This is a genomic window from [Clostridium] citroniae WAL-17108, from assembly GCF_000233455.1.
Taxonomy (GTDB): Bacteria; Bacillota; Clostridia; order Lachnospirales; family Lachnospiraceae; genus Enterocloster; species Enterocloster citroniae.
The window spans coordinates 611,117-630,260 of the sequence record NZ_JH376421.1; the positions used below are offsets into that span (position 1 = coordinate 611,117).

At 48.9% G+C, this 19,144-nt stretch carries 16 protein-coding genes; 3 read left to right on the forward strand and 13 right to left on the reverse strand.

The window, feature by feature from the left end; genetic code table 11:
- Positions 1–13: 13 nt before the first annotated feature.
- The 11 genes from HMPREF9469_RS12770 to HMPREF9469_RS12820 all read right to left on the reverse strand — a co-directional run bounded on the left by HMPREF9469_RS12770 (position 14) and on the right by HMPREF9469_RS12820 (position 13,019).
- Complete coding sequence (locus HMPREF9469_RS12770) at positions 14–739, reverse strand: ABC transporter ATP-binding protein (RefSeq protein ID WP_007862521.1); 726 nt, start codon at positions 737–739, stop codon at positions 14–16.
- The gene (locus HMPREF9469_RS12775; protein ID WP_007862523.1) at positions 729–1,511 is read right to left on the reverse strand and encodes an ABC transporter ATP-binding protein; all 783 of its coding nucleotides are present in this window, start codon (positions 1,509–1,511) and stop codon (positions 729–731) included. Before HMPREF9469_RS12775 ends, HMPREF9469_RS12770 begins: the two co-directional genes overlap by 11 nt.
- Before the next feature lie 3 nt (positions 1,512–1,514).
- Positions 1,515–2,414 carry a branched-chain amino acid ABC transporter permease gene (locus tag HMPREF9469_RS12780; RefSeq protein WP_007862525.1) on the reverse strand — a complete coding sequence of 300 codons (900 nt, stop codon included), beginning with the start codon at positions 2,412–2,414 and terminating at the stop codon, positions 1,515–1,517.
- A gap of 11 nt (positions 2,415–2,425) precedes the next feature.
- Positions 2,426–3,304 carry a branched-chain amino acid ABC transporter permease gene (locus HMPREF9469_RS12785; RefSeq protein ID WP_007862526.1) on the reverse strand — a complete coding sequence of 293 codons (879 nt, stop codon included), beginning with the start codon at positions 3,302–3,304 and terminating at the stop codon, positions 2,426–2,428.
- A 107-nt stretch (positions 3,305–3,411) separates the two neighbouring features.
- Positions 3,412–4,683, reverse strand: a complete 1,272-nt coding sequence (locus HMPREF9469_RS12790; protein WP_007862527.1) for an ABC transporter substrate-binding protein — start codon at positions 4,681–4,683, stop codon at positions 3,412–3,414.
- 49 nt (positions 4,684–4,732) lie between these two features.
- Positions 4,733–5,743, reverse strand: coding sequence for an NHL repeat-containing protein (locus HMPREF9469_RS12795; protein WP_007862528.1), 1,011 nt, complete (start codon positions 5,741–5,743; stop codon positions 4,733–4,735).
- 32 nt (positions 5,744–5,775) lie between these two features.
- Positions 5,776–7,149, reverse strand: coding sequence for an allantoinase AllB (gene allB / locus HMPREF9469_RS12800; protein WP_007862530.1), 1,374 nt, complete (start codon positions 7,147–7,149; stop codon positions 5,776–5,778).
- A gap of 129 nt (positions 7,150–7,278) precedes the next feature.
- Positions 7,279–8,076: a DeoR/GlpR family DNA-binding transcription regulator gene (locus HMPREF9469_RS12805; protein WP_007862531.1), complete on the reverse strand. Its 798-nt coding sequence runs from the start codon at positions 8,074–8,076 to the stop codon at positions 7,279–7,281.
- A 504-nt stretch (positions 8,077–8,580) separates the two neighbouring features.
- Complete coding sequence (gdhA, locus tag HMPREF9469_RS12810; protein ID WP_007862532.1) at positions 8,581–9,915, reverse strand: NADP-specific glutamate dehydrogenase; 1,335 nt, start codon at positions 9,913–9,915, stop codon at positions 8,581–8,583.
- Positions 9,916–10,089: 174 nt separating this feature from the next.
- Positions 10,090–11,214, reverse strand: coding sequence for a slipin family protein (locus tag HMPREF9469_RS12815; protein ID WP_007862533.1), 1,125 nt, complete (start codon positions 11,212–11,214; stop codon positions 10,090–10,092).
- Positions 11,215–11,783: 569 nt separating this feature from the next.
- Positions 11,784–13,019 (reverse strand): RtcB family protein, encoded by a 1,236-nt coding sequence (locus tag HMPREF9469_RS12820; protein WP_007862534.1) that lies wholly within the window; start codon positions 13,017–13,019, stop codon positions 11,784–11,786.
- 182 nt (positions 13,020–13,201) lie between these two features.
- On the opposite strand from HMPREF9469_RS12820, the gene HMPREF9469_RS12825 reads away from it, so the two are divergent.
- Both HMPREF9469_RS12825 and HMPREF9469_RS12830 read left to right on the forward strand, forming a co-directional pair.
- The gene (locus tag HMPREF9469_RS12825; RefSeq protein ID WP_007862535.1) at positions 13,202–14,521 is read left to right on the forward strand and encodes a WYL domain-containing protein; all 1,320 of its coding nucleotides are present in this window, start codon (positions 13,202–13,204) and stop codon (positions 14,519–14,521) included.
- A complete protein-coding gene (locus HMPREF9469_RS12830; RefSeq protein WP_007862536.1) occupies positions 14,508–15,539 on the forward strand; it encodes a WYL domain-containing protein in 1,032 nt (343 codons plus the stop codon). The genes HMPREF9469_RS12825 and HMPREF9469_RS12830 overlap by 14 nt, the downstream gene beginning before the upstream one ends.
- Before the next feature lie 75 nt (positions 15,540–15,614).
- Here HMPREF9469_RS12830 and HMPREF9469_RS12835 read toward each other — a convergent pair whose 3' ends face one another.
- Positions 15,615–15,872 (reverse strand): hypothetical protein, encoded by a 258-nt coding sequence (locus tag HMPREF9469_RS12835; protein WP_007862537.1) that lies wholly within the window; start codon positions 15,870–15,872, stop codon positions 15,615–15,617.
- Between the two features lie 132 nt (positions 15,873–16,004).
- Here HMPREF9469_RS12835 and HMPREF9469_RS12840 point away from each other — a divergent pair, with 132 nt between their 5' ends.
- A complete protein-coding gene (locus HMPREF9469_RS12840; protein WP_007862538.1) occupies positions 16,005–16,262 on the forward strand; it encodes a helix-turn-helix domain-containing protein in 258 nt (85 codons plus the stop codon).
- Between the two features lie 92 nt (positions 16,263–16,354).
- On the opposite strand, the gene adhE is transcribed toward HMPREF9469_RS12840, so the two are convergent.
- Positions 16,355–18,967, reverse strand: coding sequence for a bifunctional acetaldehyde-CoA/alcohol dehydrogenase (adhE, locus tag HMPREF9469_RS12845; protein ID WP_007862540.1), 2,613 nt, complete (start codon positions 18,965–18,967; stop codon positions 16,355–16,357).
- Positions 18,968–19,144 lie beyond the last annotated feature (177 nt).

The window sequence follows — 19,144 nt, forward strand, 5'->3', positions numbered from 1 at the left end:
TAGTACCCTTAGTTTACTTAAAACCTAAATATGCTTCCTGGATTCTCGGATCATCCAACAGCGCCTGCCCTTCCCCTTCCATTTGAATCTTTCCCACATTCAGGACATAACCCCGATGGGCTGTCTCCAAGGCTAACTGGGCGTTCTGTTCCACTATGATCATGGTGGTTCCATATTTCTTGTTGATCTGTATAAATTTTTCAAACATCTCATCAATGATAATGGGTGCCAGCCCAAGGGACGGCTCGTCCAGCATCATCAGTTTAGGGGACGCCATCATAGCCCGCCCCACTGCCAGCATTTGCTGCTCTCCCCCTGATAGGGTTCCTCCCATCTGTTTTTCCCTTTCCTTAAGTCTTGGAAAAAGACTGTAGACCTCCTCCAGACGCTCAGGAATCACGGAACGCTGCCTGACTGCATATGCTCCTACCATTAGATTGTCACGCACTGTCAGATTCACAAATATCTTTCTTCCCTCCGGAACCAGGCTGATCCCCTTTTCCACAAACTGATGGGACTTGGATGGAAGCGGCTGTCCTTGGAAGGCAATGGATCCTGAACGGTAATCCTTATCACCGGCCAGGGTCTTAAGCAGGGTGGACTTTCCCGCTCCATTTGCTCCAATAATGGCAACCATCTCCCCCTGGAATATCTCCAGTGAAATACCATGGATCGCCTGTATGCCTCCATAGAAAACTTCCAGATTTTCTACCTTTACCATACTCTGCTTATTTTCCATTTCTCTTCCTCCTTTCTCCCAGATAAGCCTTGATCACATCCGGGTTCTTCTGGATCTCATCAGGAGTGCCGGATGCAAGCATGGTGCCCAAGTTAAGCACATTGATGTTCTGGCATACCTCCATTACCACCTCCAGATGATGCTCAATCAGCACAATGGTCAATCCATCATTGTTCTGATGCAGGTCCTTTAGAAAAGAGACCAGTTCTATGCTCTCATTGGTGTTCATCCCAGCGGCCGGCTCGTCTAAAAACAGAAGCTTTGGCTTTGTGGCCAGTGCGCGGGCAATTTCCAGTTTTCGCTGCAATCCGTAGGGCAGAGCTCCCGCCTCATAGTCTTTGTATTCCAGGATTCCCACTTTATCCAGATATTCCAGACTGAGCCGTTTAATCTCACGGTCCCTTTTTACCACATGGGGAAGACGGAGCATGGCTGAAAGCGCATTGTAAGATGGATAGCTGTCCAGCCCTATGGCTACATTTTCAGCCGCTGTCATCTTTGGATAGATCCGTATATTCTGAAATGTACGTGCAATCCCCATATGGGCGATCTTATCCGCACGGATCCCGTTCAGCCTCTGTCCCTCAAAATACACATCCCCTGCCGTGGGCTGAACCACTCCGGTGATAGCGTTAAATACCGTTGTCTTACCGGCACCATTGGGACCGATCAGGCCCCTGAACTCTCCCTGTTCCACCCGGATAGATACATTCTGGACCGCCTTGACTCCGCCAAAGTGGACAGACAGGTTTAATAATTCCAACTGCGCCATAACTTACCCCTCCTTTGAACCGGAAGCCCGGCTTCCCTTCATTTTACCAACGGCCTTCTTAATGAGACGGACCAGCGGCTGATATATTTCCTTATACCCCAACAAGCCCTCAGGGCGCACGCGCATAATAATAACCAGCACCAGGCCATAAATTGCCAGACGCCAGTTGGATAAAAACCGCAGCACCTCTGGGGTGAAGGTCAGGATCGCGGTTCCCAGGGACGGACCGGTAACTGAGCTGACTCCTCCCAGGACAACGGATGTAAGCAGGTTATTGGACACGGTTGCATTAAATACATTGGGCACCATGTATGTATAATAGTGGGCCATCATACCGCCTCCCACACCGCAGAAAAAGGCACTGTACATCAAAGATTTGATCTTTTCATGGAAAATATTAACGCCGATCAGCTCTGATGCGTCCTGATGATCCCTGATGGCCAGCGCGATCCTGCCATGCTGGGACCGGGCATAATTAATGGTCAGCACAATGGACACCAATGCAAGGCCCACCGCCCATGGCAGGGTTGTATAAGGCATGATGCCGGACATTCCCCTGGCTCCGCCAAAATAGGGGTGAGATATGTTGCTCATAATAATTCTCACCGCTTCCCCAAATCCCAGGGTGGCTATAGCAAAGCAATCCGCACTCATCTTTCCCCGCAGGGTCGGTATGCCGATTACCAGGCTCAACAGGGCAGCCACACCCCCTCCTGCAAGCAGGGCGATTAAAAATGGTACACTGTAATATTTGGTCAAAATTGCGGAAGCATATGCTCCCAGGCACATAAAACAGGCGTGTCCCATGGAAAACAGACCGGTATAGCCGGTCAGGATGACCAGACCGCAGACACACACAATGTTAATACATGTACTAATGGTAATGCCTTCTATATATCCCACATCTTCACCCCCTAAATTTTATCATGCATGCCCTTGCCGAGAATTCCATTGGGCATAAAGATCAAAACAATGACCAGCATTGCATAAGCAATCAGATCGCGGTACGTGGATGACACATAGCCGGCTATCATGGTTTCCAAAAATCCCAGCAGCAGGCCGGAGATCACCGCGCCTGTAAGACTTCCCAGGCCACCGATGGTGGCTGCCACAAATCCCTTATTTGCAATGGCTCCCATGCTGGGAAATACGGAGTACTTCATGCCGTAGAAACAGCCGGCAAGGCCAGCGGCAGCACCGGACAAAAGGAATACGATCATTGCCACAAAGTTAACATTAATGCCCATCAGACTGGCTGTATTGGTGTCAAAGGAACTGGCCCTGATTCCCAGCCCCATGCGGGTATTGTAAAGGAACATCCAGAGTCCTGCCAGCATCAGTATGGACAGTACTGCCGCAAGGATATCGGATCTTGGAACCGCAACACCGCCCATCTGAATGGTAACACGCGCCCAATCCGATGGAAAGGCGTGTACCCCGCCGCCAAAAATCTGGATCGCAGCATTAGGCACAAACGTATTGATCCCAAGTCCGGCAATCATCAGATACAGCTTCAGCGTCTTTTTCTGGCGCATGGGGCGGTATACCGTAAGTTCCATGATAAAAGACACAATGCCTGCCACCACCATGGCCAGCAGGATGGATGGAAATAATGGAAGATTCAGTGCCGGAATGGCATAAAAGGCTGCAAAGGCCCCCAACATCATAACAGGTCCGAAACCAAAGTTGGAAAAGTTAAATACGCTGAATACCAGCGCATAACCTACAGCCAACAACGCATAAACACTGCCGATCGAGATGCCAGTGACCAGCTGCTGTAAAAACATATTCATAAGTCATCTACCTCGCTCACTTTGTAATAAGCACAGCCGCCTGTGCCACATGATCCATTCCATGACAACAGACGGCCTACGTTTGCACCAGATATAAGAATCTTTTGTTACTTTACAGGAGTGGCATAAGCGCCCAGACTGACGAACTCCCCGTTCTGGACCGTAACAACATTATACTCAAACCCTACCAGATTATGGTGTTCATCATATCCCTGTACCGGGCATGTGATCAGATCAATGTAATCCGCCTCCTCAAGGGCCTTACGCATGGCTTCAGGATCCGTAGAGCCTGCCGTATTAATGGCGTATTCCACCAGCTTGGCCTCATTAAAGGAAACCAGTCCGTCCACATGCAGGGACATTCCGCTGGCGCCATGGTTTTCATAATACTGCTCGGTGATCTCTGTAAAGCGGTCGCTGCTCATGTCTGCTGTGGTATTAAATATGCATCCCTCCAGGGCAGGACCGGCCAGTGTCAATAGATCGGCATTGTCTGCTGTTGAAATGGTCATAAGCTTGATCTCATCCGCATATCCCAGTTCCTTAAGCTGGTTGGCCACATACCCGATTTCCTTGTAACCCATGGCAGGCATAAAGATATAGTCAGGATCCTTCTCAGCCAGATTTCTCAGCTGCGCGCGGAACTCCTGGTCGTCAATCTGATAAGTTGCCTCTCCCACAAAGGTGCCTCCAAGTCCTTCCAGGGTATCTACATATGTGTCACGCATATTAACACAGTCAATCTGAGTGGTCTCATAGAGTACGGCAACCTTTGGATTATTCAGCTCATGGTATGTATAATTGGCAATGTTGATCAGAAAATCGCTGTTCTCGGGACCTGCGCGGAAGGTCCATGGACGGGTCTCTCCCTTCTCATCCACTGTTACGATCGCTGAGGAACCTGACGGAATGTGCAGAACGCCTTCACGGTTGCATATTTCAGCAACAGCCGTACTCTGCGTAGAGTTGGAAGGCCCAATAATGACGTCCACGCCGGCCTGTATCAGCTTATTGGTGGCATTAACAGCCTCAGAGAAATCACCGCCTAAGCCGGAAACATCATAGGTCCGGAAATCAATCTCCCGGCCCAGCCAGCCTCCATTTAGATTAACCTCCTTAAAATAGTCAGTTAACAGGTACTGCGGGACAAGGCCATACAGGGAATCGGGGCCTGATGACCACCCCAGAAAACCAATTACGATCGGTTCATCGGTATTAGCAGGTGCTGCTGCCGCTCCATCCTGGGACTTATCTGCACTTGCCTGTGTCTGGGCGGCAGTGTCCCCACTGGATGACGGTGCAGGGGACTTGCCTCCGGAACATGCAGTTAAACCAAGTGTTAATGCACATACTAAAACTAAGGATACGACTTTTTTCATTCTACTCTTCCTTTCTAAACATGAATTTTAATATTTTAAGTACCAACTCTTACTTTACTGGCACAAGTTTCATCAAAAAGTGACGGTCATAGGTGGACAGGGGCATCAGGAACAGCTCTCCCTTTGAGTTGCCGCACATGCCATGGGCGCGGATCGGGGAATTATAAAAGCCCAGCTGGGCCACAATCTCCATATCCATATCAGCAATGGTAAGGCCGCCTCCCCGCTCAGCAATATAGACATAGGTATCATCTGCCCAGATTCCAGTTGGCTGGTACAGGTTTTCACTCATATATGCCAGTACTTCGCCGTTTTCATCAAATACATGTACGCTGTTGGCTTCCCGGTCCCCTACCCAGACCCGGTTGAACCTGTCTACCCACAGGCTGTGGGGTATGTAGAACCTGCCGGGCTCATCCCCCGGGCCGCCCCATGTCCTTAGCAGGGTACCGTCCTTGGAAAAACGGTGGACCGCAGCATTGCCGTAACCGTCACTGACAAAGATATCTCCCTTTGGCCCCATACATACGCCTGTGGGCCTGTTAAATGGAGGCGCCGCCCTTCTGATGGTCTGCACCCCGGCCCAAAAGGACCATCCCTTGTCAAAGGCCACGTCCGTGGGTACGATCTTCCCCCTTCGCTGCATCCTGCGCCACACATCTTTTTCAAAACCACTGTCACTGGGAACTCCCAGATTGCCCAGGTCCCTGATCCACTCACCGTCCTTTGTCAGTTCCCGCACCACATGGAGTCCTGTATCCACGCACAAAAGCGTGTCCTCCTCTGTTACACACAGGCTGTGCACCTCCTGGAACAGCCCCTTTCCAAAGCTCTTCACATAGTTTCCCCTGGCGTCCAGCATTACCACCGGATGTTCCGTGTCGCGGCACATCATAAACAGGTTGTCCTCTTTGTCACAGCAGCCGCCGGAATACATGGAAAACTCAAATTCATCCGGGAAATTCCCGTATTCCGGAATCAGCTCATATGACAGGCCGTTATGACTGAAAACCGAACGCCCACAGCGGTCCCTCTCCTCAAACCCTTCGATCAGCTTCATCTTTTCCTCCCTCCGCTTTGAATTCTTTATGTTTATGCCTCGCATTTAACAAAGGCTCCATATCCTGCCTGACATAGGATCTTTCCATCCCCGTAAACACGCTCGCCGCGCACATAGGTGTCCGTTACCCGGCCCTTAAGCTCCATTCCCTGATACGGTCCCTTAACACTCTTTGTCTTTGAGAAGGATTTGCTTCCGTCATAAACCCAGTTCTCATTGGGATCAATAAAAATAAAGTCCGCATCAGCTCCTGGCAGCAGGTTTCCCTTCCTGGGATACAGTCCCAGCATCCTGGCTGCATTTGCAGATGTAAGGTCCGCAAGCTTTTCCCATGACAGGCCTCTGCGGTTCACACCCTCGGATATCATGGCTGCCAGCATCACGTCATTGCATCCGAATCCACAGAACTCCTTCCAGAAATCATTGGCTCTCACCTTTTCTTCATCCGTGTATGGCCCATGGTCCGAACCGATTACATCAATGGTCCCGTCCATCACATACTCCCACATCTTCTCAACATTCTCCCTGCTGCGGAACGGAGGCGTACATTTAGCAAATGATTTTTTTTCTCTCAGCACATCCCTGTCAAAAATGAGATAATGGGGACATGTCTCCACATATACGCGCGTCCCTTCCTTTTTGGCATTGCGAAGGAATTCCGCTCCCTGGCTGATGGTGGTATGGCAGATCTCCAATCTGGCACCTGTCATTTTTGCAAACAGAACCGCCCTCTGGATCGCATCATACTCTGTCCACCACGGGCGGGCATCATCAAAGCAGGCTTCGTCCTCACACCGGATCCGGGAATAATGCTGGCATCCAAAATCCGCTGCCTCCGCATTCTCAGCATGAAGTGCGATCAGACCATCAAAGGAAGCAGCCGTCCGCATCCCGTCCACCAGATAACCATCCGTAATACGTGGATAGGCGTCTGTTGCAAAGCACATAAACCCCTTAAATCCAATACAGCCAAGATCATGCATTTCCTTCATATCCTTGATGCTGGAGGGGATCAATCCTCCCCACAGGGCAAAATCCACAACGGAGCGCTGCTCTGCAATGCCCTTTTTCAGTTCAAACCCCGGCCGGTCAATGGTGGCCGGTTCTGAGGGAAGGGGCATGTCACATATGGTAGTGATACCGCCCGAGGCAGCGCTGCAGGATCCGCAGTACCAGTCCTCCCTGAAATTATAGGGCCCCGGATCCGCCATGTGATTGTGGCTGTCAATCATACCCGGCATCACGGTCTTTCCCAGTGCATCAATCACCTCACAGTCTGCCGGAACATCCATTCCCTCGTCCAGCAGCGCCTTGATCTTCCCGTTTTCCACTAACAGTGAGACCTGGGATACATGGCCGGGGAGTACCACGTTCCCATTTACTATCAACTTTTTTTCATGTTTCATTGTGCAATCTCCACATTTTTTTGAATTTTCGATAATATTATCTTAACAAAATGAACAAAAGCTGTCAATTCAACCAATCGACAGCTTTCTGTGGATATTATTCATATTTTGCAACATAAATTTGTTGTTTTACTGACAATTCCAAGACTTCTCCACACTTCCCTGGGATGCGGCCACCACCTTTACATTAATGTCAGCCCAGGCCTTTACCTCCTTTGAAGAAATATTCCAGTCTGTAAACACATAATCGATCTGTTCCGCGGAACAAACTTTATTGAAGGCCACCTCGCTGAATTTGCTGAACTCGCACAGGACCATACGGGTATGTCCGATTTCCAGCATCTTCTTTAACACGGCCGCCTCCTCTGTGTTATATTCCGTAACCCCGTCCTGAATGGAGATCCCGTCAATGCTCACAATGGCCTTATCCACCCTAAAGTTGCCCAGCGTGTCACTGCTCATACTGCCTACCAGGCTCCGGTTGTGCTTGCGCAGGTATCCTGATGTCAGATATACGCTGCTGCTCTTATTTTCATTTAAGACAATGGCCACATCAGGTGAATTGGTGATAACAGTGAGCTGGTTCTTGCGTTCTGCCAAACATCTGGCCAGCGCCAGGGAGGTGGTCCCATTGCTCATGGCAATGGCATCCCCGTCATTGATGTATTCGGAAGCCAGCCTGGCTATGGCCTGTTTTTCCATCTGGTGCTTTTCCATCTTCCGCTCAAACTCCATCTCCTGGGCCCTCAGGTTATTGTACACAGCGCCTCCCCTGACCCGCTTGATGGAAGATTCCTTTTCCAGCTCCAACAGATCCCGGCGGATGGTTTCTATGGAAACCTGGAACACCTCTGCCAGCTGCTCAATCTTAGAAAACTTTACCTCAGACAAATACCGTACGATCTCACCCTGTCTCTTATTCTGCATGACCCACGCCCTCCCACGTTTTGTTTTCCCCCAAATTCCACATTTATTCCACATGATTTCACCGAAAAAGGGTTTTTAAAACTTTTTTTATTAAGTCTTATGGCTGAAATTTCCTGTATATTACCCATGTTTACTTTGTTTTCTAAATCAAAAAACACAGATTTTTCTGTCTTGTGGAAATGATTTGGAAAAATCACTTAGAAAACCATATTTTCTACCGCTATTTTAGCATGATAAAGTTTGGGATTCAATGACAACTTAGAAGTAGTTTTGACTATAAGCAAGGAGAGGGGGATATTTACAGGAAAATTCTACTCATTTGGCATGAATATTTGACATAATATGTAATTGAGGTTTGTGGAATCCAAAAATCCGGGAGGCGCTTTCAACATCCAAATACTCCCCGAAATAACCAGAAAAAAGGGGCAAGACCGAACACCAAATTTCGGTCTTGCCCCTTCTGATCCATAATACTTACATTCTTATCCGCCGGACCGCCTTATATTACACGATCCCCTGGCCCAGCATGGCTTCTACTACCTTCTCAAATCCCGCGATATTAGCGCCTGCCACATAGTTGCCGGCCACGCCGTATCTCTCAGCCGCATCAGCAGCCTTTGCAAAGATATTGACCATGATCGTATGAAGCTTCTCATCCACTTCCTCAAAGGACCAGGACATTCTCAGCGCGTTCTGGCTCTGCTCCAGACCGGAGGTTGCCACGCCGCCTGCGTTTGCTGCCTTTCCAGGCATGAAAAGGATCTTCTTTTCAACAAACAGCTCTGTTGCCTCCAGGGTGGACGGCATGTTAGCGCCCTCTGCCACTGCAAAGCAGCCGTTTGCCAGAAGTGTCCTGGCATCCTCCAGGTTCAGCTCGTTCTGGGTAGCGCATGGAAGAGCGATATCGCATGGAATGGTCCAGATTCCCTTGCCCTCTGTGTAAACAGCGGTTGGAACAGCATCCACATACTCCTTGATGCGTGCCCTGCGGACTTCCTTGATCTCCTTAACAATATCCAGCTTAATGCCGTCCTCGTCATAGATATAGCCATTGGAGTCGCTTAAGGCAACTACCTTGGCACCCAGCTGCTGTGCCTTCTCGGTTGCGTAGATGGCAACATTTCCTGAACCGGACACAAGTACGGTCTTTCCCGCCAGTTCCTTGCCGTTGTGCTTTAACATCTCATCCAGTATATACACCAGGCCGTAGCCGGTTGCCTGTGTCCTTGCCAGAGAGCCGCCAAAGGTCAGGCCCTTGCCGGTGAGAACGCCCTCGTATAAACCGGTGATTCTCTTGTACTGGCCGAACAGGTATCCTACCTCTCTGCCGCCCACACCGATGTCGCCTGCGGGGATATCCGTATCCTTTCCAATATGACGGTACAACTCTGTCATAAAGCTCTGGCAGAACGCCATAACTTCCCTGTCGGACTTGCCCTTGGGATCAAAATTGGAGCCGCCTTTTCCACCGCCCATGGGGAGGCCGGTTAAGGAATTCTTTAAGGTCTGCTCAAATCCAAGGAATTTAAGAATGCTCTGGTTTACAGATGGGTGGAAACGAAGGCCGCCTTTGTAGGAGCCGATCGCGCTGTTAAACTGCACTCTGTATCCCTTGTTTACCTGAACCTTGCCGCTGTCATCCACCCACGGTACTCTGAATGAAACAATGCGTTCCGGTTCTGTAAAACGTTCCAGGATTCCTGCCTTGCGATACTTTTCCTCGTTGGCATCAATTACCAGTCTCAGGGAATCCAGAACTTCCTTTACTGCCTGATGGAATTCTGGTTCTCCCGGATTCTGCGATACCACTCTCTCGTAAATCTCATCAACATATGACATTTCTTTCGCCCTCCTAGGTTTATGTATGAAGTGTAGGGATGCCGTCATTTCCGCAGGGTGTCTGAAAATTACTCAAACACCCTCCAAGACACACACTTTAGAAAAAGTATAACAAGTTAATTTGTTAAAGTCAAGAACGTTGTATTTCAATTTTTTTACAGGAATTCCCATATTTTATTCGTTAATGCCCGCCAGCTCTGCCAGCTGGGCCAAAACTCCCCTGCCTCCGTTTAATGATATGGATCCTACCTTGTCGCAGATCCGCTCCAGATATTCCATTTCCTTCAGTTTAAACAGGGTCTGGTTCTCATCCATCAGTCTGGCTGTGTTTAACAGGCTCCTGGTGGACGCCACTTCCTCCCTTCGCATGATCACATTGGCCTGGGCCTTTTTTTCAGCAATGAGCACCGTGTTCATGATCTCCCTGATCTCTCCCGGCAGGATAATGTCCTTGATGCCGGCACCGGTCATCTCCACGCAGTACTCCTCCTGGCGTTCCTTCAGTTTCTCCAGCACATAGGAGCTGATCTCCTCCTTTTGGGCCAGCAATTCATCCAGCCGGTATTTCCCCACGTACTCCCTGAGCTTCAGCTGGGCATAGGTATAGAGCTGGGAAGCCACCCCCTCCACCTGCTGCACCAGACGTTCGGGGTTCACGATCCTGTAATTACAGATCACGTTCAGCCGCACGGCCACCTTGTCCGCGGTCAATATTTCCTGGCCCGAAATATCCAGCTGCTGGATCTTCATATTAAATATCTTGCAGGATACCTCCCTGCCATAGTTCCAGAAATAATAGGTTCCTGTGTCCAGCCGCTTCTCATACCGGTTGTCAAAATACAAAAGTCCGGTCTCCCCGTCTTTAATTGTGATCTTCTTATAATACTTCGCGGGCATCAGGTCCATATAGTGCCTTGGCAGGCTGTCCTCCATCCAGGGCTTTGTGATATCAATGGCCTGGAATTCATTTTTCTCAAACACGTTCCAGAACAGCACCTCCGGCCTGGTTATGACCTCCCTGTATGCTTTATTGACAAACCGGATGGCAATACACTCGTCCGGCAGCACGTTTTTTATTACCCTGGATGCAAATTCCTGATCCCTCATCAGGATCTCCTCCGGAATCCCGCAGGTCTTTACCTCCCCTGTCATGGGTACTACATCCACCTGGTATCCCTGCATTTTGAGAAATGTGTATTTCCCTGCTGTCAAAAGCCTTATGAACCTTCCGCCCTTTGACAGGTAACCACATTCCTGGTCTTTGATAATATATTGTTCAACAAGGCAGTTGTTTTTCATTTCCTGAATCCTCCATTCTTACGATCTCAATTCCACATTGAGTTATACTCTTAATGCACTTTCATTTGCCAGGAAAAGTACCATGTCCGGCTTTATCCGTATCCTGGGGGCCATCCCTTTAGCAGGTGCAGTCAGGCAAAACGTCTGGCAGCTATATATATATCTTTCTAGTAAATCTTCCTTGTAAATCTTTCATATATATATAAGCCCGGTTTTCCCGAGATTCCCTGCGGTATCCGGTACGGCGCTGACCGGATACGGACTGCCTTTTTCAGGCCTTTCCATGTAAAATGCACATGGCGTCCTGATCAGGCCAAAGCACGGACATTACTTTTCCATCCTGGTGAAGAAACACTTTGGTTGTGTTTTTCTAATGATTGCTATACCACTTAGCTACATGGCAAATGCCTGCAGGCACTGGCCAGGTGGGATTTGAACCCACGACACATCATCCTATCTATCGATCACGGCAGACAACGGTATACCCCCTGCCATAGGCCGGGGCACCGGGGAGTCCCAGGAGGAAAACTCCGCCATCAGTCAGACTGCCTGTTAACTTACATCCATCCCTATCCTTTTACAACCCCGATGGTCCTGAGCCGTTTGACGGGCACAACAAGGTCCAGCTGGTTATTCATTACTTCCTGGATATCCTTATAGGCAAACCGGCTCTCCTCCGCAACATCCGCCTTTCCCTTCTTTCCCAGGATTACACCCTGTTTCTGAAGATCCACCATCACTTCCTCACAGGAAAATGCCGCCATGGCGCCTTTTCTGGAATAGCGGCGTCCTGCTCCGTGGGAGGAGGAGCAAAAGCTCTCCGGATTTCCCTTTCCCATGACCACGTAGCTGTATGAGCCCATTGCCCCGGGAATCACTGCAAGTTCCCCGTTTCCGGCCCTCACAGCGCCTTTTCTGTGCACCCATACGTCCTTGTCATAGTGGTGCTCCAAAGCCGCATAATTGTGGTGGCAGTTGATATCATGGGAAAACTTAAGCTCAAGATCCGTATATTTTCCTATATATTTTTCCAACACGGATTTTGTGGCAAGCATCATCTTTTCCCTGTTTTCCTTTGCAAAATCCATGGATAGCTGCATCCAGTTTAGGTACTGTCTTCCCTCCCCGGTATCCACGGGCAGGAATGCCAGCCGGTATTCATCCGGCACATCGCTGTACCATCTCCTGTTTAACTCCCTTGCCTTAAAATGGAAGTAATCGCACACCGACTTTCCGATATGGCGGCTTCCGGAGTGGATCATCACGCACAGATATCCCTCGTCATCTGCCTGAAGCTCAATAAAATGATTGCCTCCGCCCAGGGTTCCGATCTGGTAAAATCCTGCTTCCAGCTGCCCTAACAGCTCTGCGTCCTCCTCGTATTTTTCCAGTTCATTAAAGGCATTTTCCATGGTATAACAGGGCATCTCCGTTTTGTGATGGGCAAATCCCACCGGTACATTCCTCATAATATCCCCTACCATGGCCTGGATAAGGGATCCGTTCCCTGTCATGATCTCCCTGATATCATCCACCTTGATATTGGTCTCAGTGTAAGCCATGCCGCAGCCAATATCCACTCCCACTGCATTAGGTATGATCACGCAGTCTGTGGCTATGACCCCTCCGATGGGCATTCCCATTCCCGCATGTGTATCCGGCATGAGGCAGACCCATTTATGAAGAAACGGCAGCTGTGACAGATGATATGCCTGCTCCTGACAGCTTTTTTCCAAGTCCTTGCGTTCCTCCAGCCATACCCTGACCGGGAATCTCATCTCTTCTTTTTCATACATCACAAACATATATCTCACATCCTTCCATGTATTTGTTTTGCTTTGGCGGACCAGCGCCATTACTTTTTATGTTTGTTCCTGATCACAGCCATATCATAACGTATTTTATATGGCAAATCATTTAAAAAAAGTTGCGAACTTCCATTTCTTCCATATATAATCATATTAATATTGCTTATGAGGTGGGTGCCATGGCTGAATTTCAGGAACTAATAAAGAATTTTGACAGAATCCGGGACTATATGCGCCAATTTTACATCTATGGCTTTAAGGTGAGAAATGATTTCCAGGACAAAAGCCCCAGGACCTATGACAATGAACGCAGACGAATTGAGAGCTGGCTCTCCGACTATACCCGGTCCGATTACACATCCAAGGGAAAGCATGTATATATCAATGTGGACAGCAAGTCCATTTCCCAGAATCCCCTGTATGCCGCCTGGAAGTCCAAAAGCTTTACGGATAATGACCTGATGCTCCACTTTTTTATCCTGGACCAGCTTGTTGACGCTCCTCAGGGCATGACTGCCTCCGCCCTCTGTGATGAGATATCCCGGGACTACGGCGTTGTCTTTGACATCCAGACCCTGAGACTTAAGCTGAAGGAATACGAAAGCCTCGGCATCCTCTGCTCTGAGAAATCCGGCCGGAACCTGGTCTACCGGCTGGTGCCGCTGCCACATAATCTGGCAGCTGATCCGCCGCATGGCCTGCCACATGATCTGCCCCCCGGCTTTACATCTGGGCTGTGGCCCGATCTCATAACCGCCGTGGAATTTTTCCAGGGCGCTGCCCCCTTTGGCTTTATCGGCAGTACGGTGCTGGACCGGGAGGACATGGGCAACAGCATGTTCCAATTTAAACATCAGTTTATTGTCCATACACTGGAGGACGGCATACTGGCCCAGCTCCTGGATGCCATCCATAGGCAGTGCTCCATTACATATGAAAATAAAAGCAGCCGCAGCAACGGGATCAGCACCCACAGCGGAATACCCCTTAAAATCTTTGTCAGCACCCAGACCGGCCGCAGGTATCTGTGCATGTATTTACCGGAAAACCGCAGGTTCAGCTGTGCCCGCCTGGATTCCATCCAGAAGGTAAATGTCCTGGAGCCATATGAAGCTTATGATAAGGTTCTGGCTGATCTGAACCAGAACATGGGGAAATGCTGGGGAGTGTCCTTTGGAAGCGGCAGAAGCCGCCTGGAAGAGATCTGCATCAAGCTTTATATTGATGAGGAAAAGGAACCTTACATCCTGAACCGCCTTTACAGGGAGGGACGCGGGGGAGAAGTCATGCGGATCCGTGAAAACCAGTACCTTTACACCGGCGTCTTTTTTGATACCAATGAAATGCTGTCCTGGGTCAAGACATTTACGGGAAGGATTCTGGACATACAGGGAACCAGCCAGTTTGCCATTGCAAAGATTACCCATGACTGGGAAAAGATGTATGAGATGTACTGCACAGAAGAGACAAAGGCAGGTGAAGAACATGGAACTGTTTGATAAAGTATACGGCTGCTACTACAACATTTTAAGGCATATGCTCACGGAAGCGGCATCCCGCCCCATTACCCGCAGGGAGATGGAGGATATCTGCAAAACCTACGGTTTTCAGGAGAGTTCCCTGGCCATTCTGCCAAGGATCGAGGATCATACCTGGCCTCTGTTCCAGGAGGAAACCCCCGGTATCTTCACCTCCCGGCTGCACGGAGCGCCTCCTTCCCTGCCCCTGACAACACTGCAGAAATCCTGGCTGAAATCGCTGATCTCAGATCCCCGTCTCTCCCTTTTTCTGGATGACAAACAGCAGCGGGAACTGGAGCGCTGCCTGGAGCATGTCCCTCCCTTATATGACAACAGTGACTTCTATTATTTCGACCAATATAAAGACGGGGACCCTTACCACACGCCTGAGTACAGGGAACATTTCCATACCATACTCACGGCCATCAGGGAAAACAGGGTCCTGCTGGTTGCCTATGAGGGCAAAAAAATGCGCACCCACACCTATGAAGTGGCCCCTTACCAGCTCCAGTACTCCTCAAAGGACGACAAGTTCCGTCTGTGCTGCCTTATGCATTACCGGGGACATTTCTGTAAAGGAACCCTCTTAAACCTGGGTCGTATAAAAGACTGCCGCTTGTCCCCATCTTCCATACCGGATCATTCCAGGGACCTGCGGTTTAAGCCCGTACAAAAGGCTGCCGAGCCCGTCCTGCTGGAGATCAGCGGTGAGCGCAACTCTTTGGACCGGTGTATGCTCCACTTTGCCAACTATGAAAAACACACGGAATATGATGAGGAACAAAAATGCTGGCTCTGCTCCATCTATTACGACATGGCGGATGAAACCGAGCTGCTCATAGAGATTCTGTCCTTTGGACCCGTGGTCCGTGTTCTGGGACCCGGATCATTTGTACAGCAGATACAAAGACGTGTGAAAAGACAACATGAACTATTTTATGATACATTGGGTGACGAGAGTCATGCAGAAGCTTCCATATACAAATGCGGCTTCTGAAATATTGATAAAACAGGCAGCTGCTTACGGATCAGGCAGCTGCCGCTTTTTATGTCCAGATCAATGATACGTTCCCTATTCATTCCCGGCCTTCAGCCAGCGGACCATTTCATCCGCCAACATTTCCTTTGAAGTACTTTCAGGTTTATCTCCAGTAATATATCGATATGCTTCCACCCATTCTTCCATGGAATAGGAAGCTATATTTATTTTGCGAAGTGCATATAAAATATCTTCTGTGTAAAAGCTATTATGCAGGTCTGATAAATACTGGCAGCCAGATAAATATTGCAGTCTGGGCAACAGCCCCCCCTGGTTTTTATTTGACTCCATAAAAACTCCTATTCTGCTTTTCAGCATCTATATTTTCAAATTCCCCGGTGCAACCTATACATTGCAATTATATACGACATTTATCGTAAAATCAAGGAAATGCAACCTATTTATTGCACTATGGAGGGTGACATGGAACAAAAACTAAAGCAGGATCTAAGATTGGGACCCAACATCCGTAAATACCGCCTGCAATCTCACATGACCCAGGAGCAGGTAACTGCAAAAATGCAGCTCATGGGCATCAACATTTCACGCAGCATATACTCACAGATCGAAGGTGGGACTTATAATATCCGTGTATCCGAGCTTGCCGCAATGAAGGAAATATTTAAAGTAAATTATGATTCATTCTTTGAGGGGATCACCCTGAACACCAAAGAGAAATAGAGCCAAGATGCGTGCGAACAGGCCGCCTGTCAAATGACAGGCGGCCTGCTCCAAACACAAAGGATAAAGGTATTACCCACAATGGGTACGAATTATTTACCGTAGTATGCTTTCAGATACATTTCTTTGATCTCGCTCATCAGAGGATATCTTGGGTTGGCGCCGGTACACTGGTCATCAAATGCCTGTTCTACCATGTCATCCAGCCTGTCTAAGAAGTCCTTCTCGTCAATGCCGTAATCTTTGATGCAGGCCTTGATCCCGACCGTCTTCTTAAGTTCCTCAATCTTAAGGATCAGCTTCTTAACTGCTTCCGCATCATCCTTGGCCTGGATTCCGCAGAATCTTGCACACTCTGCATATCTTGCCTGGGTATGTGGATACTGGTACTGTGAGAAAGTACCCATCTTGCGTGGATTCTCAGCAGCGTTAAAATCCACTACCAGGGAAAGGAGCAGTGCGTTTGCAACGCCGTGTGGCAGGTGGTGGAATGCGCCCAGCTTATGTGCCATGGAGTGGCATACGCCCAGGAACGCGTTGGCAAATGCCATACCAGCCATACAGGAGGCATCGGCCATCTTCTGACGGGCCTCTACATTAGTTGGTTCATTGTAAGCAGTGGGCAGGTAATCAAACACGTTCTTCATTGCTTTCAGGGCAAGGCCGTCCGTGTAATCAGTAGCCATAACGGAAGCGTATGCCTCCAGTGAGTGCACCAGAACGTCCACGCCGGATGCGCTTGTCAGTCCTCTTGGCTGGCTCATCATATTATCCGTATCCACAATTGCCATGTTTGGCAGAAGTGCATAGTCTGCCAGCGGATACTTGATACCTGTCTCCTGATCTGTGATAACGGCAAATGGTGTAACCTCGGAACCAGTACCGGAGGAAGTCGGAACAGCGATAAAATATGCTTTCTCGCCCATTTTCGGGAATGTATATACACGTTTCCTGATATCGATGAAACGCATTGCCATGTCCATGAAGTCCACTTCCGGATGCTCATACAGAACCCACATGATCTTGGCAGCATCCATTGCGGAACCGCCGCCCATTGCGATGATCACATCAGGCTCAAAGTCTCTCATAAGCTTTGCGCCGGCCTGTGCATTGGCCAGGGTCGGATCCGGCTGTACATCGGAGAATACAGTATAGGTAAGTCCCATCTCATTAAGACGGTCTGTAATCACATGCGTATATCCATTCTTATACAGGAAGGAGTCTGTTACGATAAATGCCCTCTTCTTGCCCATTACATCCTTAAGCTCATTTAATGCCACAGGCAGACAGCCCTTCTTAAAGTATACCTTCTCAGGCGCACGGAACCACAGCATGTTCTCTCTCCTTTCAGCAACGGTCTTTATATTCAGTAAATGCTTTACCCCAACGTTCTCAGATACGGAGTTTCCGCCCCAGGAGCCGCAGCCCAGTGTTAAGGAAGGAGCCAGCTTAAAGTTGTACAGGTCACCGATGCCGCCGTGGGAAGATGGAGTGTTGATGACAATACGGCAGGTCTTCATCCTTGAAGCATGCTTCATGATCTTCTCTTCCTCGTTCACATTCACGTACAGGGAAGCGGTATGACCGTATCCGCCGTCTGCTACCAGACGCTCTGCCTTATCCAGCGCCTCGTCAAATGTCTTTGCCTTGTACATAGCCAGTACAGGAGACAGCTTCTCATGAGCAAACTCCTCGCTGATATCCACGGACTCAACCTCACCGATGAGGATCTTGGTATCTTCCGGTACCTCCACTCCTGCCAGCTTGGCAATGGTTGCTGCCTTCTGTCCAACGATCTTGGCATTGAGGGCGCCGTTTACAAGAATGGTCTTGCGGACCTTCTCGATCTCACCCGGCTTTAAGAAATAGCAGCCTCTGTATTCAAATTCGTTTCTTACATCATTATAGATGGACTCCAGAACAGTTACAGACTGCTCGGAAGCACAGATCATACCATTGTCAAATGTCTTGGAGTGGATAATGGAGTTAACCGCCATCCTGATATCAGCCGTGTCATCAATGATAACTGGTGTATTGCCTGCGCCAACGCCCAATGCAGGTTTTCCTGAGGAGTAAGCGGCCTTAACCATTCCAGGTCCTCCTGTTGCCAGGATCAGGTCAGCATCCCTCATAACCTCGTTGGTCAGTTCCAGTGAAGGCACATCGATCCATCCAATAATACCCTCCGGCGCACCGGCCTTGACTGCTGCGTCCAGAACCACCTTAGCTGCCGCAATGGTGCATCCCTTTGCGCGTGGATGTGGGGAAATAATGATCGCGTTACGTGTCTTAAGAGCGATCAGGGTTTTAAAAATAGCGGTGGATGTGGGGTTGGTCGTGGGGATAACTGCTGCAATCAGACCGATCGGCTCAGCGATCTTCTTGATCCCGTACTCCTTATCTTCCTCGATCACACCAACTGTCTTGGTATCCTTATAAGCGTTGTAAATGTACTCTGCCGCGTAGTTGTTCTTAATAACCTTGTCTTCCACAATGCCCATGCCAGTCTCTGCAACTGCCATCTTGGCCAGAGGAAGACGCATCTTGTCTGCCGCGCTTGCTGCTGCAAAGAAGATCTTATCTACCTGCTCCTGTGTATAGGTAGAAAAAACTTTCTGCGCTTCACGCATAGCGTTCATTTTTGCGTTCAGTCCGTCCACGCTGTCGATGATTTCCGGAACAACCTGATCGATTTTTTTTGCCATTTCCTTTTCCTCCATTTTTCCTTGTGTTTGTGGTACACTTAGGCTGTACCTGCCTGTTAGGTCTAGGTAATTTTCACTATTGATAATTAATTAACAATCTCACTGTTTGCATTATAAACCTTCGTTAAAATTATGTCAATATATATTTTAAATATTTTTGACTTTTAATCATTTCAC

Excerpts from the sequence above, each read along its gene's own strand:
- HMPREF9469_RS12770 (WP_007862521.1), bottom strand. The coding sequence starts at position 739 with ATGGAAAATAAGCAGAGTATGGTAAAGGTAGAAAATCTGGAAGTTTTC.
- HMPREF9469_RS12815 (WP_007862533.1), bottom strand. The coding sequence starts at position 11,214 with ATGAAAAACAACTGCCTTGTTGAACAATATATTATCAAAGACCAGGAA.
- HMPREF9469_RS12805 (WP_007862531.1), bottom strand. The coding sequence starts at position 8,076 with ATGCAGAATAAGAGACAGGGTGAGATCGTACGGTATTTGTCTGAGGTA.
- HMPREF9469_RS12775 (WP_007862523.1), bottom strand. The coding sequence starts at position 1,511 with ATGGCGCAGTTGGAATTATTAAACCTGTCTGTCCACTTTGGCGGAGTC.
- adhE (WP_007862540.1), bottom strand. The coding sequence starts at position 18,967 with ATGGCAAAAAAAATCGATCAGGTTGTTCCGGAAATCATCGACAGCGTG.
- HMPREF9469_RS12835 (WP_007862537.1), bottom strand. The coding sequence starts at position 15,872 with ATGGAGTCAAATAAAAACCAGGGGGGGCTGTTGCCCAGACTGCAATAT.
- allB (WP_007862530.1), bottom strand. The coding sequence starts at position 7,149 with ATGAAACATGAAAAAAAGTTGATAGTAAATGGGAACGTGGTACTCCCC.
- HMPREF9469_RS12785 (WP_007862526.1), bottom strand. The coding sequence starts at position 3,304 with ATGAATATGTTTTTACAGCAGCTGGTCACTGGCATCTCGATCGGCAGT.
- HMPREF9469_RS12830 (WP_007862536.1), top strand. The coding sequence starts at position 14,508 with ATGGAACTGTTTGATAAAGTATACGGCTGCTACTACAACATTTTAAGG.
- HMPREF9469_RS12825 (WP_007862535.1), top strand. The coding sequence starts at position 13,202 with ATGGCTGAATTTCAGGAACTAATAAAGAATTTTGACAGAATCCGGGAC.
- HMPREF9469_RS12790 (WP_007862527.1), bottom strand. The coding sequence starts at position 4,683 with ATGAAAAAAGTCGTATCCTTAGTTTTAGTATGTGCATTAACACTTGGT.
- HMPREF9469_RS12840 (WP_007862538.1), top strand. The coding sequence starts at position 16,005 with ATGGAACAAAAACTAAAGCAGGATCTAAGATTGGGACCCAACATCCGT.
- HMPREF9469_RS12820 (WP_007862534.1), bottom strand. The coding sequence starts at position 13,019 with ATGTTTGTGATGTATGAAAAAGAAGAGATGAGATTCCCGGTCAGGGTA.
- gdhA (WP_007862532.1), bottom strand. The coding sequence starts at position 9,915 with ATGTCATATGTTGATGAGATTTACGAGAGAGTGGTATCGCAGAATCCG.
- HMPREF9469_RS12795 (WP_007862528.1), bottom strand. The coding sequence starts at position 5,743 with ATGAAGCTGATCGAAGGGTTTGAGGAGAGGGACCGCTGTGGGCGTTCG.